This window comes from Oceanobacter antarcticus, assembly GCF_044962685.1.
Classification (GTDB): Bacteria; Pseudomonadota; Gammaproteobacteria; order Pseudomonadales; family Oceanobacteraceae; genus Oceanobacter; species Oceanobacter antarcticus.
In genome coordinates, this window is sequence record NZ_JBBKTX010000005.1 from 43,201 (window position 1) to 57,950 (window position 14,750).

The following is a 14,750-nucleotide window of genomic DNA, read 5'->3' on the forward strand; positions in this document are numbered from 1 at the left end:
CAGATCAGCTGCACGTACCGGAAAACAACAAGGGCTGTGCTGCCACTGTGGCCGGTTGCAACAACGCTTGCTCATAACCGGACAAGGTTGAGCAGGCACCGCAACGGCCACAACCCGCCTTGATATCGGCGGCCAGCAGATTGCTCTGGTACAGACGCTGGCCCAGCGGCTTGAGGATGGATTCCATAAACTCCGCACTGGGCGGCGGATGGTCTTCCATCGGTGTGCCGCGAATCGGTACAAACGGCACCACAAACGGATACACCCCGATCTCTATCAGGCGATAGCTGATATCGAGAATGGCATTGGCGCTGTCACCCAGTCCCGCCAGAATGTAGGTGCTGACCTGACCGCGACCAAACACCGCCACGGCGTCTTTAAATGCCTGCATATACTGGGTGAGGTTGATCTCGGCCTTGCCCGGCATGATGCGCTGCCGCAGTTCCGGCGTGACGACTTCCAGGTGCATACCCAGAGAGTCGATGCCAGCGTCTTTCATCCGCTGATACCAGGCCGGATCGTCCGGTGGCTCACACTGACCCTGAATCGGCAGATCAACGGCGGCTTTGATCGCACGGGCGCTGTCGCACAAGACGCTGGCCCCACGGTCGGCTGTCGCCGGAGTGCCTGTGGTCATCACCATGTGTTTGACGCCATCCAGTTCAACCGCCGCCTTGGCCACTTCGGCCAGTTGTTGCGGCGTTTTGTGGGCAATGGTGCGTCCGGCCTGCAGTGATTGGCCAATCGAACAGAACTTGCAGGCCTTGCGGCGACTTTCGTAACGAATGCAGGTTTGCAATACCGTTGTGGCCAGCACATCGCGGCTGTGCAACGTGGCAATCTGTGAGTACGGAATGCCATCGGCAGTCACCCCGGAATAAAACCCCGGCGAGCTGGCAAAGGTGACGTCTGCAAGCGTTATCTGCTGACCGCCCTGCTGACGGATGATTTGCTCACCCTGCTCCAGACTGGCGACCGCAAACGGCGACTCCCAGGCCGACTCACTGTAAATCGGCACCATCAGCGTGGTGCCATTAATGGTCACCGCCTGATGATCCGACGGCCCGGCACCGCCCCGGCGGCTGACGTGGCGTTGATCCGGGTGCGTCAGGCGTAATCCACGAGTTTGCAGTTCGGTCAGCAAGTGCTGCTGCGATTCAGTTGAGGCATTCATCATGATCTCCCGGAACAAGAACAGCAGCAGACGTCAGCGCGGGTGCGGCGAGTGGCTGGCGATACTGCGCAGGCTGGTCGTTAATGGCGAGGCTGAGTAACTCTGGACGGGCGTAATGCCCAACCGAGTCCATCATGCGTTTACGTTTGGTAATCAGGGCAAAGTCGAGATCGGCGACCACCATGCCTTCACCGCTGGTCAGCGGTGCAGCCAGATGCTTGCCTTCCGGGGAAATAATCGCCGTGTTGCAGCCACCCCGTAACGCCTGTTGCAGTTTTTCGTCCGGGGTAATCGACTCAATTTGCTCGTCGGTCAGCCAGCCCGTGGCATTCACCACAAAGCAGCCCGACTCCAGCGCGTGATGGCGGATAGTCACTTCAATCTGGTCGGCAAACACCGGGCCGACCAGCGAGCCAGGAAACTGGCTGCAATGAATCTGCTCGTGCTGGGTCATCAGCGCATAGCGGGCCAGCGGGTTGTAATGCTCCCAGCAAGCCAATGCGCCGACCCGACCAGCGGCGGTTGCAGCCACTGTCAGTCCGGCTGCATCCCCTTGCCCCCAGATCATGCGTTCATGGTAGGTCGGCGTAATCTTGCGCCGTTTCAGCAATAGCTGACCGTCAGCATCAAAAATCAGCTGGGTGTTATACAGACTGCCGTAATCGCGTTCATTGACACCCAGTACCACCACCATGCTGTGCTTGCGGGCACGCGCTGCGACGGCATCGGTGACCGGGCCGGGAACCACCACCGCTTCGTCATACAGCCGCAGGTGTTCAGCACCACAGGCCACCGCCGGATACACAAAGGAGAAATACGGGTAATAGGGTAAAAAGGTTTCCGGAAACACGATCAGCTCCACACCGCGTGCTGCCGCCTCATCCATCGCATCCAATACCTTGGCCAGCGTACCGTCAAGGCTCCGGAGATCCGGAGCGATCTGAACGGCCGCGGCCCTTACCACCTGTTGATGGGTCGTCATGGCCGCGTTGCTCCTACAAAGTCCAGGTATCGACAATCACCGCGTTGTCACGCATATGCAGCAACTTCAGATCCATCACATCGAGCGGATTAATCGGCACAATACCTTCGATCAGGGATGGCTCGCCGTGGCCATACAGGGCTTGCAGGGCAAACCGGCAGCAATAGACCTTGCCACCTTCGGACATGAATTTTTTCAGCTGGCTGGCGTAGTTCAGATGACCCGGAAAGGCTTCATCACCCAGGGTCGGAAAACCCCGTTGCAACCCCAGCGTGACACCTGGGCCGTACAGCAAAATGGACGTTTCATAACCTTTGCGCAGCAAGCGGGTTGCTTGCAGCATGTTCACCAGGCCAATGGAACCTTCGAACGCAACGGTGTGGAAAGTGACCAGGGCTTTCTCACCTTCTCGTGCCTTGACGTCTTCGAATACCTTTTCTTCGTAATCAACAAAAAAATCACCGTCTTTGTGTTTTGGCTGAGTCACTTTTGGCATTGTCATGCTCCTGTTAGATATAAGAATCAGATCGCTACCCTGTCGGCTTATGCGATCAATTAATGCAATCAAACTAGAGCAATCAGCTTGCCAATATCGCCAACATTGATTGCAATCAAGATACAATCAAACGTTAATAGTCTCCCTTCAAAAAGCGCTAAATTTTTTCTGACCCGGTTTTATGCGATCAATAAGCCATCAATTATTGTGCTTAAATTATGAATAAATGCCCGAAATAAGGGCCAAAAAACCGGAGATAGCACCAAAATAACACCATCAATATAATTACAAAGCAATATTCCAGCTCTGATCAAAAGCTGTGATACGATCACTTAAAATTGATTGGATCTATTGCGATGAACAATACCGAATTGCAACGCTGGACACGCCGACTCAGAAACAGCAAGGGCCAACCAGCCTACCGCTTGATTGCCGACCTGATCGCTGAAGATGTCGACAGCGGCCGGTTGCAGGCACGAGACCGGCTGCCAACCCTGCGCGATCTCGCCGCCGCGACCGGTATTAACTACACCACCGCCGCCCGCGCTTATGCGGAAGCCAAAAATCGCGGCCTGATTGACTCCCATCCCGGCTCCGGCACCTTTGTCAAAGGCAAGACCGCCAGTGTCCGCCCCAGTCTCGGCAGCTACGAGATGACCATGAACCTGATGATCGAACCGGCGATTCCGACCCTGATCGAGCAGGTGCGCGACAGCGCCATCAGTGTTCTGGCACAAAAGGATTTGTACTCCATGCTGCGCTATCAGGCGTTTGGAGGCACCCAGGAAAACAAAGAGGCCGCGCTGATCTGGCTGGACAAGCGTCTGCCCGACGCCAGCGCCGAACGGCTGTTGATTTGCCCTGGCATCCATTCGGCACTGGTCGGCCTGATGAGCACCCTGATCGACCCCGGCATGGAGCTCTGTGTCGAAAGCCTGGCGTATCCCGGAATCAAGGCCATTGCCGCGCAATTTGGCATCAAGCTGCATTCCCTGGAACGCGATAGCGATGGCCCGCTGGTACGCCCGTTTGAGGATGCCTGCAAGCAGGGCACCGTCGGGGCTATTTACCTCAACCCGACCATCCAGAACCCGACCACCTGCACCATGAGTCAAAGCCGCCGCGAAGTCCTGGCGGACGTGGCGTTACGCTATTCGATTGCGATTATTGAAGACGATGCCTACACCATGCTGGCAGACAGTCCGCCCACCAGCTTTGCCGAACTGGCACCGGAGTTGACCTGGTACATTACCGGCACCTCCAAGTGTTTTGGCCCTGGCGTTCGATCTGCCTTTTTGCACACACCGAGCAAGCGGCATTCCCAACGGGTGGCGGCGGCAATGCGGGCAATTAATGTGATGTCCAGCCCACTCACGGATGCATTGGTCAGCCGTTGGATTCTCGATGGCACCGCCGACGCCATGTTGAAGGCAACCCGTCGCGAGGCGATTGCCCGCTTGCGGATCGCTGAAGAACAATTGGGCATGCAGCGTATTGTGGCAGCCGAAGGCGCATTCCATCTCTGGTTAAAATTGCCCAAGGCCTCCGGCTGGAACCCTTCCGAGCTGGCGGTTCAGCTACGCCAGCTGGGCGTCAGCGCGGTCTCCAGCGCCGCCTTTTCAACCGACAACAACCCTCCAGATGCGGTGCGTTTATGTTTTGGTGGCCCCATCGGCCGCGATCAGTGGCAAGAAAGCCTGCACCAGGTGACCGATCTGATTGACCAACCGGCCTACCTGGCAACCGGTATGCATTAATCTTCCGCAGCGGCCGCAAAACTCTGTGACCCAAAACTCTGTGACCCAAAACGCTGCCACCAAAGACCGCTCTGGCTCAGTAGAACACGACTCTGTCGCCTACTCTGTCTCCTACTATGGGCCACTACTCTGGCGGCAACAATTCCGTACCATAGGCGGATCAGGAGCCTGTCGGACTTAGGCGTTCGTCGCGAGGGAAAGACTGGCTTGAGCGATGTTTGCGCAAATTTGAGGCGAATTGAGGCGAATAGTGGTTCTATTTAACAATAATTTGCTCAAAAAAGAGCCAAATTCAGCTTTCCGCAGTAGAGCAGCCCGAAGCCCGACCTAGCTGCGCTGCCAGTCAATACACCTTTCAGGAAGCTTGCATGGATCAGATTGCCACAACGATTCTCGCCTCTGGCAAGTCTGCCGTCGAGCTGGCGTTATTCGTCTTACTGCCGATTATGATTGTGATGCTGAGCCTGATGCGTTGGATGGAATCCAATGGCTGGCTTAACCGGATTGTCACGCTGACCGCGCCCTTGCTGAAGCCGTTTGGCCTGACCGGGCTCGGCGTATTTGCGCTGATTCAGGTAATGATGGTGAGTTTTGCAGCGCCACTGGCAACGCTGGCGGTAATGGCCCGTACGGGTTCTGCACCGCGCCATATCGCGGCGACATTAGCCATGGTACTGGCGCTGGCGCAAGCCAACGTGGTGTTCCCGATGGCGGCTGCCGGGCTGAATATCCCGATGACTCTGCTGATTGCCCTTGGTGGTGGCCTGCTGGCGGCAGCGGCGACGTATTACGTCTTTGGCCGACACCTGAGTCTGGTGGAACTGAATAACGATCAGGAACTGATGCCCGAGACGGAACCGCCACGGGGCATGATGGCGGTGATTCGCCGTGCTGGCAGCGACGCCTGGGAGATTGCCATTGGCGCCTTGCCGTTACTGGTGGTGGCTCTGGTTGCCGTCAATCTGGTGCGCCTGACCGGCGTGATTGAGCTACTGGAAGCGGCTCTGGCTCCCGCCTTTCTGACGCTGGGCTACCCGCCAGAAACCCTGTTACTGGCGATCACCAAATACGTCGCCGGTGGTACGGCGATGATGGGTATTGCCATGGATCAGTTTGCCAACGGCCTGATCGGGCCGCAACAAATCAACCTGCTCGCCGGGCTACTGCTCTGCCCGCTCGATGTCGCCGGTGTGGCGATTTTGTTATCGGCGGGCAAGCCTGTTGCTGCGGTTGCCAAACCGGCAATTTATGGCGCACTGGTTGGTGTCGCCTTTCGGGTTGTCTGTCACGGGCTGCTGTATCTGTAACTCCTAGCAGGCTGTTGAAATTCTTATTCGCTTCGCCGACAGAAGCTTTTCAACCCGATAATTCACGCTTATCTGGTTGTTTTCTGAGTGATTTTTCCTCTGGAAGCAGGATTCTCCACCCTGTTTCCGGTCATCAGAATGTGTATGATTATTTAGCCCTAATTTTTAACGAGCTGCCTAACGCCCAAGGCGTTGAGGATATTGAAGCGTTATTGCCATGGAATGTGGCATTCGGCTAGGGCGTGTTTCGATTGGCGTTTACGACAAACCCAGCGATAGAGCATGTTGTACTGAATCTGCTCGACCAGTTGCCGCTCGCTGCGAATACTGAAGAGGATTTGCAGCACTCTCAATAAACGCTCCGGAGGAATGGATTCCCGCCCATGCTCGGAATAGATCAGGCTGAGCTTCCAATCGATGTGGGTGAGCGCCTGATCGAACAGGGTTTTGATGGATCGTAAAGGATGATCGTGTGGCACCCGTTCGTCCAGTTTGATGGTGGTGAACAGAGGCTCTTGAGTAATGTCAGCGCCACGCATGGGAGTCCGGGAATCCATTGAAAAAGAGCATTTTACCGAAGTCAGTAGACATCAGGAATAAAATCAACAGCCTGCTAGAGCACCCTCAATCTCATCTATTCCTTTATTCGTTAGTAGTTTCATACTCGGAAATATAACGCCTCAAACACGGGCTTGGTGAAGTTGGCGGCTTTTTTGGAACAAAAAAGGTGACAGCTTTACCAAGTCCGAGTGCTTTGATTTGTTATAGCTTTTACTCATAGTGAGTCCACAGCCGAAGAATTTTGACCGCTTTATCCTCTTCTAGCACTTGGTAAACCAATCGATGTTGGATATTTATTCTTCGGGAGTATGCACCCGCCAAGTCACCAATTAGCTTTTCATAGGGCGGCGGCTTCTGATAGGGATCTTGCTCGATAATTTGCAGCAATTCTTGAGCTTTATTTTTAAGCTCTGATGAGGCGAGTTTGCGAGCATCTTTTTGAGCCTGCTTGGTGTAGTAGAGCTTCCAGGTCACCAATCAAGCTCCTGATTGCACTCGTCGAGCCCAGCGTCCATGCCTTCACGGATGGACTCCCGCATACCAGGCACAGCCAGCAAGTTCAGCGTTTCGCTTATGGCGTTCCAGTCCTCTTCTGCCAGAAGGACTGCATTCCCCCTTTTCCCTGTAATAACAATAGGTTGATGGCTGGCAGATGCCTCGTCAATCAAGGCATAGAGCTTAGTGCGGGCTTCTGTAGCGTTAAGTGTGGTCATAAGTCACCTCCAAATAACTAAGCGTACGCTTAAACGTACGCCGAGTCAACCAGCAGGCTATAACGCTTTGCTCACCGGAAAATTGCGAGCGCAGCGAGTAATTTTTCCGAGTGCAGCAACTTGTTATACGCTGCTCCATTTAACCCGAAACAGCAATAATAAAGGCGAGCAACTACACGTTATCATTCTGTTAGAACAATGCGCCTTCATATCCGACTGACTCTTCCCTTGCTTTTATTCTTGAACAGGATGAATCAAGCCACGCGTTCTCCATCGATTACCATTGACCAAAGACTCAAACAATACGCCATTGGTTAATTTCAATTCATCAGCATGGTCAGTGACGATAATTTGGGGGCTGAAGCCATAAGCCTTTTTTATCTCGTTACAATAGTTCGATAACTGACTAAACAAATTTTCTACAGCAACAACATCCTCATCAACAGCTCGTTCATTGGCAGAGCGTTGTTCGTTTTCCTTAGCTTTCTGAGATTCAAAAGACTCAGAGTTATCACGGTTAAAATTAGGAAAATAAACCTGAGTAGGCTGATCCAAAAACAATACCGAAGGGATGGCACATTTTTCACCTAATTCAGCAAAATACTTATGCAATGCCAAAAATAACGTTACATGACAGTAAAGCCAGTTTGCACCACTGCCCATTGAACGTAGGTAAATCTTTTCGTTTTCAGGCGTTAAATGATAAAGGTCGAATGTCTCAAATGAAAAATTTAGGTTGATTGGCTTATAGCTTTTCTCAAATTCAAAATGGCTACCTATGCTAGCCATATATTCGTTTACCTTATCCGATGCAGCTGCCAAACCTTTTTGCACATCGTACTCTTTTAGTGAATCAGCAATCTTCTTGAGATTCTTTTTTAACTCTTTGATTTCTTTTTCTAGTTCAGCGTCATCAGCCATATTTAAGGTGTCAAGAAGTGCATACAGCTTGGCTTTTTGCATAATAATGCTTTCATATAAGCTCTTCTGTTCTGATAACTGCTGATTTGCTTTTTCAATTTCTGTTATTTGTTGATTGAGATCGGTTAGCGACTTACTAACAATCTCTGTATCACGCTGCACTTCAATCAAAGATGATTCAAATTTTGCTTTCATTGGGCGAGCTTGCGCAAGGTTCCCCGAAACTTTCGCAATGGCCTGCTGAAGCTTCTCTGCACTTTGTCGCAAGCTGTCTTTTTCAGTATGACAGAATGGGCATGCCGAGTCGGAAATATAAACCTGCTGAGGTGAGTTAAACCGTTTTACATTATCAACAAATCGTTCTTCTTCCTGGATATGTTTATTAATTGATGCAGTTTGACGCTGCAACTTTCGTAACTCAGCAGTTTTTTGATTGCGCTCGATTTTCAACTGCTCATACCGTTGTGTAATAGCATCGGAATTATGATCTATTTTCTCGGCAACTATAATACTATCAAGCTGATCCTTAGCGTCTTGAGGATGTTGGAGCACCTTTGGCAGTGATATGGGCTCATCTTTAAACCCCATTAAGGCGAAAAGCTGGCTTAGTGCAGGGGCGACTTTTTGTTTATAGCTTTCTGATGTACGTTTATTGGTTTCTTTTTGCCGTTCTAAACGTTTTAAGCCTGTACTTAATCGTTCTTTTTCTTGTGATAAGTGAAAGAATTTTTGATCGACAAGCCCTAAAAATATTTTTGTATGTTCAATTGCTTGGTCGCGCTTTTCCTTTTCGTCGAATCGATAAAACAACGCATGTTTATTGGCAACCAAATTTTGATGTTGAAGCATAAAGGATGAAAAACTACGCACCGATGGTGTCGGCGATTTTTGATTAAATCTCCTGTTAGCTCTCGCGGCCAAAGATTCATCAACATCATCAATATCTAGGAAAAAGTCTCTTAAATGCTTCTTAAACTCGCTTAACGGACGAAAATAGCTGGCATTAAAGTATTCGCGATCAATCTCTTCCGAATCGAATGCGTCAACACGACGAAAAAATGCTTTTGTTGCAACACTGGGGTCGCGGGCGATCACCATATCTTGTTTGTTAACAGCAAGCGCGACATAGTAAATCACAGCACTGTTTGTAATCACCCCCTTGGGAATAGTGTTCTCTTCGCTACCAAAGCAATAATCAAAAATTTCAATTAAGGCACTTTTACCGGTTGACGACTTACCGGTAACAACATTGAGCCCTTCTTGAAAACTAACAGGGTGTTTGAGCCCTTGCTTATCGATCACACCAATTTCATGAATAAGGGTTTTCATCGCGGTTTCACTCCTAAAAACGCATAAATCTCGACCACTGAGTGCTCACTAAATAACCGACCTAACTTTTCTGCACTTTTTTGAGTGATAACAACCTCATCGGATTTCGTTAGGGATAACCGCTGCTCATTAACGTTTAGCCAATCATTGACTAAACAGTATTGAATACACTGTTCCGTTAAGGCTTGAAATCCGTCAATGCGTTCTTGAAGATCATAAAGTTTTGGCCTGTCGTCAAACACAGACAATATAGAGCTTCGCTTGTTCGAGTTCAACAGCTTATGGCTATATAAGGGATGGCTACAAAGCGGTATGACCAACTGGGCAAGCAACAAGTTGTTTTCAGATTCCTCTAGGGTCGCATAAAAAGAAGCCAAGTATGGACCATACTCAAATGGGTTGTACTTTAATTCATACAGAGCGTCGACAATGCTACTCATGGCTCAACCCTCCACTTCAAATTACGCTCGTCATCGTCCATTGCATCATGGATAAGACCATTTCTAAAAACTATATCTGGATTAGGGTAGCCCTCGATACCGAATGGAATTTCGCTAGTGACTTGATCAAATAGATCTTGTGATATTGCTACTGGACTACCTTTTTTTCGGCAAGCACTGCGATATTTTGCAGAGAAAGTTTTAATCCACCTCTCTCGATACTGGCTAACCACTTCCCTGAATTGAGGATAGCCATTTAGTTCCTCGATTAACGCGTTTCTAAGTTCAAGCCAGCTACCTATGGCTTCTGGTAAAACATCGTCATACTCAATCTCAATGATTTTTTGGGCAAAAAACTCTTCAATATATGTATCTACTTCATCTTCTGTTGCATCTCTGACATCAAAATCAGGAATAGTAAATAAAGTAGGCCCCCATTTTGCGGTCAAGGACTCTCGTTTTTGGTCAAACGAGGTTTTATCAATTACCCATTCGGTATCATTGGCCTGCTCATAGATAAAGCCAATTAGACCTTCAGAAAAAGCTTGCCTATTAGACGGCGGAATGTAGCCACTGAGCTTATTGAAATATATTTTTTTCAGTGTTCCTAAATCTGCCGATTCAACATGTAATACGACTTTTCCGAGTACGTGCATCAAACATTCTTGAGCTGTATCCACCACAACGGCTTTCTGTATTTTTATGATTTCAGATGGCTTTTTAGCATTAAGCTGTTCATCAGTACGTTCGGCAAAAATATCTTGTAGCACAGCCAAACGTTGTTCAGGTGTTTGTGTATTCCAATCCTTTAGCCGAGTGGTTGCTCCAAAAGCCTGAGTGGTATGCAGTACCAAAACACCATATTGGGTATGATCGAACTCGGGAGCTAACCAGTTCTTGAGTGTTTTCCAGAGATTTTCGTGATGGTCGGTAAGCCGATCAGCATAATGTTTAACCTCCGTTTGGGATGAAGCTAATACATCAGGCGACATAAGACTCACATCACCGTCTTTTTCAAACCATACGGATTGGCCTTCTTCCAATGCAAAGCACTTATCCAAGCCAATCAAAACTTGGTAATGAAAAGCTAAGGCGGTTGTTAACGCGGAATTTTTAGTTTTTCCTCCACTCATAGCTTTCAGTTCCTAATATCCATTTATAGTAAATTGCGAATAGCAAAACGATTCCATTTTTTAAATGCGAATGTGCACAATATTTTCATTAGCGTATAACGCCCCGCTAAACCGCGCCGCTTTTTGGCGTCGGTTTTGAGCGGTTTGTTAGCCATTTTAATTTTAGTGCACTTGCGGTCCATCGTAATGAAAGATGAAAAATACATGGCGGTAAACATATGATGCCTAGCCAAATGTATTGATTTAGCAAGTTGTTTAGTGTGAGTGAGCCGTCAATCATAGCCACTGATATTGGGGTAGCCACCATGACTGATGTCAGTACTGCTGTAATGCCGCCCTTGAATGCTTTTGCTGTAGAGCTTGCAAACCATATTGCAGGAATTAATGAAATAAATGCAATGAACCATCCGGCGCCAAACGGCAAAGAAAAGTACTCAGTCCAAACTGAATTTGGTACTGTTTTTGAAAATAGGAACTGGTTAGGTAACAAAATAATAGCCACACAAAGAAAAATTATGCTGATAATTGTAGTTGCGACTTCTCGGTTCACTTTATATCTTCCATGTATGGCTAACAGTTTATTAGTGCGCATGCGCGGTTTCTGGGCAAGCCGGTTTCTGGGAAATCACCGTAACTACTTGAATAATAGGAAGTAAAATCCATTTCCAGATCAGTCCATTCTGTGAAAGCGAGCATGCGCATTAACTCCTTTGTGCCTTGCGTATTAATCTGTAAACCTGCGCAACAACTTTCCGTGTATCAATGCCTTAACGATAACAACGTCCGAGAAAGCGCGCAAGGCTTCTGAAAAAGCGCGCATTGATTTGGGCAAACTTTCAATTATACTGGATATGCATACACATCAGATCAAGGAGTGATCAATGACTTCCAGCCCCTTTCTCAATGACATTCGCCGCTTTATGCGCACCCGCGGCTACAGCCTGCGAACCGAGAAAACCTATGTTTACTGGATTCGGTTCTTTATCGTTACCAAAAGCGGAGACATCCCAAAGAGATGGGGGCTGCTGAGGTGGTGCAGTTTCTGGGGTTTCTGGCGAATGATCGTCATGTCTCGGTCAATACTCAGAAGCTGGCCTTGAATGCGTTGGCGGTTCTCTATAACACGTATCTGGAATTGCCTCTGGGCGACCTGGGCTTTCAACATGCCAACAAACCTGCCAAATTGCCTGTGGTGATCTCATCGCAGGAGGTCGGACGCATTCTTGCCGTGATGAATAATCGGGATCGGCTGATATTTTCGCTGCTATTTGGCTCCGGTTTGCGCATTTCTGAATGTTTACGGCTGAGAATCAAGGATTTCGATTTTTCTCGGCGAGCACTGACCGTACACAGCGGCAGATGTTGCCACCACGCAGATCTATACCCATGTGATCGGCCAGCATTTTGCGGGCACTGAAAGTCCGATGGATCGGTTGATGATGTGAACGGCGGTCCCTGTCTATCGGATTATCAGACAGATTGACCCTGTAACTTTGCCATTCGCACCAGGTTGTAGGCCATCATGGTCATCTCAAGAGCGCTGTTGACCTTCGCCAGTCCTTTCACTTTTAACTGCCGTAAGGGGCCGATGGTCTTACCCCAACCGAAGGGTTCTTCGACCCGTTTACGCACAATCTGACTGGCGGCATATCCCACTTTATGACTGGTTCGACCATCGATGGCTGAGCCGCCGGGACGTTTGTCATTGCGGGCAACATGGGGCGTGATGCGGTGCTTCCTGCATTCCTTCACAAACCCTTTGGTATCGTAGTTTTTATCCGCGCCCACGGTTTTACGATGGGCTCCCGGCAGTGCTTTTAAAACCCGGACCGGCTCATCAATGCTCAGGCCGATAACCAGCGTGTGCTGAATCTGTTCGACCAGTTGCCGTTCGCTGCGAATACTGAAGAGGATTTGCAGCAGCAAGGCTCTCAATAAACGCTCCGGAGGAATGGATTCCCGGCCACGCTCGGAATAGATTAGGCTGAGTTTCCAACCGATGTGGGTGAGCGCCTGATCGAACAGGATTTTGATGGATCGTAAAGGATGATCGTGTGGAACCCGTTCATCCAGTTTGATGGTGGTGGACAAGGGTTCCTGAGTAATGTCAGCGCCATGCATGGGAGTCCGGGAATCCATTGAAAAAGAGCATTTTACCGAAGCCAGTAGACATCAGGGATAAAATCAACAGCCTGCTAGGAGTCCGACAGGCTCCTAGCCACTCATTCAGTGTTCGTCATTGGCGATCATTTCACGCAAGCGTTTTTTGTTGATCTTGCCAACACTGGTTTTGGGAATTTCCGCCACGATATGAATGATTTCCGGAATCGCCCATTTATTGATACGACCACTGTCCACATAACCTTGCAGGTGCGCCTTCAGCAACTCCGCAGTGAGCTGGCTATCTTTCATGGCGACAACACGGGCCAGTGGCCGCTCGTCCCAGCGTTTGTCGGGCACGCCGACAACCGCGACTTCACTGACATCGGGATGCAGGCTGATCAGGCTTTCGATTTCCAGTGACGATACCCATTCACCACCTGTCTTGATCACATCCTTGATACGATCCTTGATCTGTAACACGCCACTCGGTTCGATGCTGGCAACATCGCCGGTGTGCATCCAGCCCCCTTCCCACAGCTCGGCGCTTTTTTCCGGCTCCTTGAAGTAACCTTGGGTTAACCAGGGGGCGCGCACGACGATCTCACCCATCTGTTCACCATCGTGTGGCAACTCATTCCCTTCCATATCGCGGATCTGCATATCTACCAGACCCACCGGAATACCGGTGCGGATGCGGTAAGGCATTTGTTCTTGCATCGGCAAGGCCCGCACACTGGCAGGCAGGTAACTGGCGGTGATAATCGGACAGGTTTCTGACATGCCGTAGGCGGTGAAAAACAGAATGCCGCGTTCAGCCATTTCGTTCGCCATGCCCAGTGTCGGGGCGCTGCCACCAGTCAGCATTTTCCAGCCAGACAGATCCGCCTCCTTTGCTGCCTCACAGTTCAGAATCATCTGCAATACCGTCGGCACACCGTGGGAAAAGGTGACCTTTTCGCGCTGAAACAGACCCACGAGGAAATTGGGGTCATAACGACCGGGGTATACCTGTTTGGCACCCAGCAGCGTGGCGACATAAGGCACACCCCAGGCATGAACATGGAACATCGGCGTCATCGGCATGTACACATCATCGGAACGGAATGCCCCCAGGCCGTCAATGCTGCCCAGCGTCATGGCGCTATTCAAGGTATGCAATACCAGCTGTCGATGACTGAAATAAACACCTTTGGGATTGCCGGTGGTGCCGGTGGTGTAAAACGTAGTGGCAACGGAGTTTTCGTCAAAATCCGGGAAATCATACTGTGTTTCGGCAGCGGCCAGTAATTGCTCGTATTCGCCCAGCGTATTCAGGCTGGTCTCGGTTGCACTGGCACCATCGGTCAGTTGTACCACGCCGCGCAAGCGCGTCACCTGCGGTACGATCTGTTCAGCCACTGCCAGGAAATCGTCGTGTACCAACAACAGGTCGTCTTCGGCATGGGTCATGGTGTAACTGATCTGATCCGGGCTCAGGCGCACATTCACGTGATGCAACACGGCACCTATCATAGGTACGGCAAAATAGGCTTCCAGGTAACGGTGGCTGTCCCAATCCATCACTGCCACGGTGTCTCCTGCCTGTATACCCATGGTGGTGAGGACATTGGCCAGCCGACAGATACGCTGATACAGCGTGGTGTAGTCGTAGCGTATCAGGTCACGGTAAACAATTTCCCGCGTGGGTTCGTAGCGTTTGCCAGACAGCAGCAGGCTTTTGATCAGCAGTGGTGACTGGTACGCCTGCTCGGTGGGTGCCACTATTTTTGTTTTCATGGTTATTCTCCGGGTGGGACAGACAAGATAGGCTGTCTGCCTGAAACAAAAAAAGCCC

15 protein-coding genes and 1 pseudogene are annotated in these 14,750 nt (G+C 50.1%); 5 read left to right on the forward strand and 11 right to left on the reverse strand.

All coding sequences use genetic code 11. The features are described 5' to 3' along the window. Positions 1-4: 4 nt before the first annotated feature. From WG929_RS05305 to WG929_RS05315, 3 genes are read right to left on the reverse strand one after another with little or no spacing between them, the layout of a single operon-like run. Positions 5-1,174, reverse strand: a complete 1,170-nt coding sequence (locus WG929_RS05305) for an MSMEG_0568 family radical SAM protein (protein WP_416205190.1) — start codon at positions 1,172-1,174, stop codon at positions 5-7. Beyond that, complete coding sequence (locus WG929_RS05310) at positions 1,158-2,156, reverse strand: Nit6803 family nitrilase (protein ID WP_416205191.1); 999 nt, start codon at positions 2,154-2,156, stop codon at positions 1,158-1,160. The genes WG929_RS05305 and WG929_RS05310 overlap by 17 nt, the downstream gene beginning before the upstream one ends. A 13-nt stretch (positions 2,157-2,169) precedes the next feature. Further along, positions 2,170-2,652, reverse strand: a complete 483-nt coding sequence (locus WG929_RS05315) for an MSMEG_0572/Sll0783 family nitrogen starvation response protein (RefSeq protein WP_369857862.1) — start codon at positions 2,650-2,652, stop codon at positions 2,170-2,172. A 356-nt stretch (positions 2,653-3,008) separates the two neighbouring features. On the opposite strand from WG929_RS05315, the gene WG929_RS05320 reads away from it, so the two are divergent. Both WG929_RS05320 and WG929_RS05325 read left to right on the forward strand, forming a co-directional pair. Beyond that, the gene (locus WG929_RS05320; protein ID WP_369857861.1) at positions 3,009-4,409 is read left to right on the forward strand and encodes an aminotransferase-like domain-containing protein; all 1,401 of its coding nucleotides are present in this window, start codon (positions 3,009-3,011) and stop codon (positions 4,407-4,409) included. Positions 4,410-4,777: 368 nt separating this feature from the next. Further along, complete coding sequence (locus WG929_RS05325; protein WP_369857860.1) at positions 4,778-5,716, forward strand: nucleoside recognition domain-containing protein; 939 nt, start codon at positions 4,778-4,780, stop codon at positions 5,714-5,716. Positions 5,717-5,925: 209 nt separating this feature from the next. Here the strand turns inward: WG929_RS05325 and WG929_RS05330 are convergent, their stop codons facing one another. The 6 genes from WG929_RS05330 to WG929_RS05355 all read right to left on the reverse strand — a co-directional run bounded on the left by WG929_RS05330 (position 5,926) and on the right by WG929_RS05355 (position 10,813). After that, the gene (locus WG929_RS05330; protein WP_416205192.1) at positions 5,926-6,255 is read right to left on the reverse strand and encodes a transposase; all 330 of its coding nucleotides are present in this window, start codon (positions 6,253-6,255) and stop codon (positions 5,926-5,928) included. A gap of 232 nt (positions 6,256-6,487) precedes the next feature. Beyond that, entirely contained in the window at positions 6,488-6,751 is a 264-nt protein-coding gene (locus WG929_RS05335) for a Txe/YoeB family addiction module toxin (protein WP_369857859.1), read from the reverse strand. Beyond that, complete coding sequence (locus tag WG929_RS05340) at positions 6,748-6,990, reverse strand: type II toxin-antitoxin system Phd/YefM family antitoxin (RefSeq protein WP_008252702.1); 243 nt, start codon at positions 6,988-6,990, stop codon at positions 6,748-6,750. Before WG929_RS05340 ends, WG929_RS05335 begins: the two co-directional genes overlap by 4 nt. Before the next feature lie 234 nt (positions 6,991-7,224). Further along, positions 7,225-9,240, reverse strand: coding sequence for a DUF3732 domain-containing protein (locus tag WG929_RS05345; RefSeq protein ID WP_416205193.1), 2,016 nt, complete (start codon positions 9,238-9,240; stop codon positions 7,225-7,227). Beyond that, positions 9,237-9,680, reverse strand: coding sequence for a three component ABC system middle component (locus WG929_RS05350; protein WP_416205194.1), 444 nt, complete (start codon positions 9,678-9,680; stop codon positions 9,237-9,239). The genes WG929_RS05345 and WG929_RS05350 overlap by 4 nt, the downstream gene beginning before the upstream one ends. Further along, positions 9,677-10,813, reverse strand: coding sequence for an adenylate cyclase (locus WG929_RS05355; protein ID WP_416205195.1), 1,137 nt, complete (start codon positions 10,811-10,813; stop codon positions 9,677-9,679). The genes WG929_RS05350 and WG929_RS05355 overlap by 4 nt, the downstream gene beginning before the upstream one ends. A 305-nt stretch (positions 10,814-11,118) precedes the next feature. Between WG929_RS05355 and WG929_RS05360 the strand changes: the two genes are divergently transcribed. From WG929_RS05360 to WG929_RS05370, 3 genes and pseudogenes are all read left to right on the forward strand, one after another. Next, a complete protein-coding gene (locus WG929_RS05360; RefSeq protein WP_416205196.1) occupies positions 11,119-11,469 on the forward strand; it encodes a hypothetical protein in 351 nt (116 codons plus the stop codon). A 264-nt stretch (positions 11,470-11,733) separates the two neighbouring features. Continuing rightward, positions 11,734-11,900 (forward strand): annotated as a pseudogene (locus tag WG929_RS05365) (phage integrase N-terminal SAM-like domain-containing protein); the annotation flags it as partial. Between the two features lie 144 nt (positions 11,901-12,044). After that, positions 12,045-12,230, forward strand: a complete 186-nt coding sequence (locus tag WG929_RS05370; protein WP_416205307.1) for a tyrosine-type recombinase/integrase — start codon at positions 12,045-12,047, stop codon at positions 12,228-12,230. 53 nt (positions 12,231-12,283) lie between these two features. On the opposite strand, the gene WG929_RS05375 is transcribed toward WG929_RS05370, so the two are convergent. Together WG929_RS05375 and WG929_RS05380 are read right to left on the reverse strand one after the other, a co-directional pair. Further along, the gene (locus WG929_RS05375) at positions 12,284-12,934 is read right to left on the reverse strand and encodes a transposase (protein WP_416205197.1); all 651 of its coding nucleotides are present in this window, start codon (positions 12,932-12,934) and stop codon (positions 12,284-12,286) included. 105 nt (positions 12,935-13,039) lie between these two features. After that, entirely contained in the window at positions 13,040-14,692 is a 1,653-nt protein-coding gene (locus WG929_RS05380) for a fatty acid--CoA ligase (protein WP_416205198.1), read from the reverse strand. Positions 14,693-14,750 lie beyond the last annotated feature (58 nt).

Bases quoted from the DNA above. Each gene is read 5' to 3' on its own strand.
- WG929_RS05315 (WP_369857862.1), bottom strand. From the start codon at position 2,652: ATGCCAAAAGTGACTCAGCCAAAACACAAAGACGGTGATTTTTTTGTT.
- WG929_RS05355 (WP_416205195.1), bottom strand. From the start codon at position 10,813: ATGAGTGGAGGAAAAACTAAAAATTCCGCGTTAACAACCGCCTTAGCT.
- WG929_RS05360 (WP_416205196.1), top strand. From the start codon at position 11,119: ATGACTGATGTCAGTACTGCTGTAATGCCGCCCTTGAATGCTTTTGCT.
- WG929_RS05325 (WP_369857860.1), top strand. From the start codon at position 4,778: ATGGATCAGATTGCCACAACGATTCTCGCCTCTGGCAAGTCTGCCGTC.
- WG929_RS05370 (WP_416205307.1), top strand. From the start codon at position 12,045: ATGAATAATCGGGATCGGCTGATATTTTCGCTGCTATTTGGCTCCGGT.
- WG929_RS05330 (WP_416205192.1), bottom strand. From the start codon at position 6,255: ATGCGTGGCGCTGACATTACTCAAGAGCCTCTGTTCACCACCATCAAA.
- WG929_RS05345 (WP_416205193.1), bottom strand. From the start codon at position 9,240: ATGAAAACCCTTATTCATGAAATTGGTGTGATCGATAAGCAAGGGCTC.
- WG929_RS05380 (WP_416205198.1), bottom strand. From the start codon at position 14,692: ATGAAAACAAAAATAGTGGCACCCACCGAGCAGGCGTACCAGTCACCA.
- WG929_RS05340 (WP_008252702.1), bottom strand. From the start codon at position 6,990: ATGACCACACTTAACGCTACAGAAGCCCGCACTAAGCTCTATGCCTTG.
- WG929_RS05350 (WP_416205194.1), bottom strand. From the start codon at position 9,680: ATGAGTAGCATTGTCGACGCTCTGTATGAATTAAAGTACAACCCATTT.
- WG929_RS05305 (WP_416205190.1), bottom strand. From the start codon at position 1,174: ATGAATGCCTCAACTGAATCGCAGCAGCACTTGCTGACCGAACTGCAA.
- WG929_RS05310 (WP_416205191.1), bottom strand. From the start codon at position 2,156: ATGACGACCCATCAACAGGTGGTAAGGGCCGCGGCCGTTCAGATCGCT.
- WG929_RS05375 (WP_416205197.1), bottom strand. From the start codon at position 12,934: ATGCATGGCGCTGACATTACTCAGGAACCCTTGTCCACCACCATCAAA.
- WG929_RS05320 (WP_369857861.1), top strand. From the start codon at position 3,009: ATGAACAATACCGAATTGCAACGCTGGACACGCCGACTCAGAAACAGC.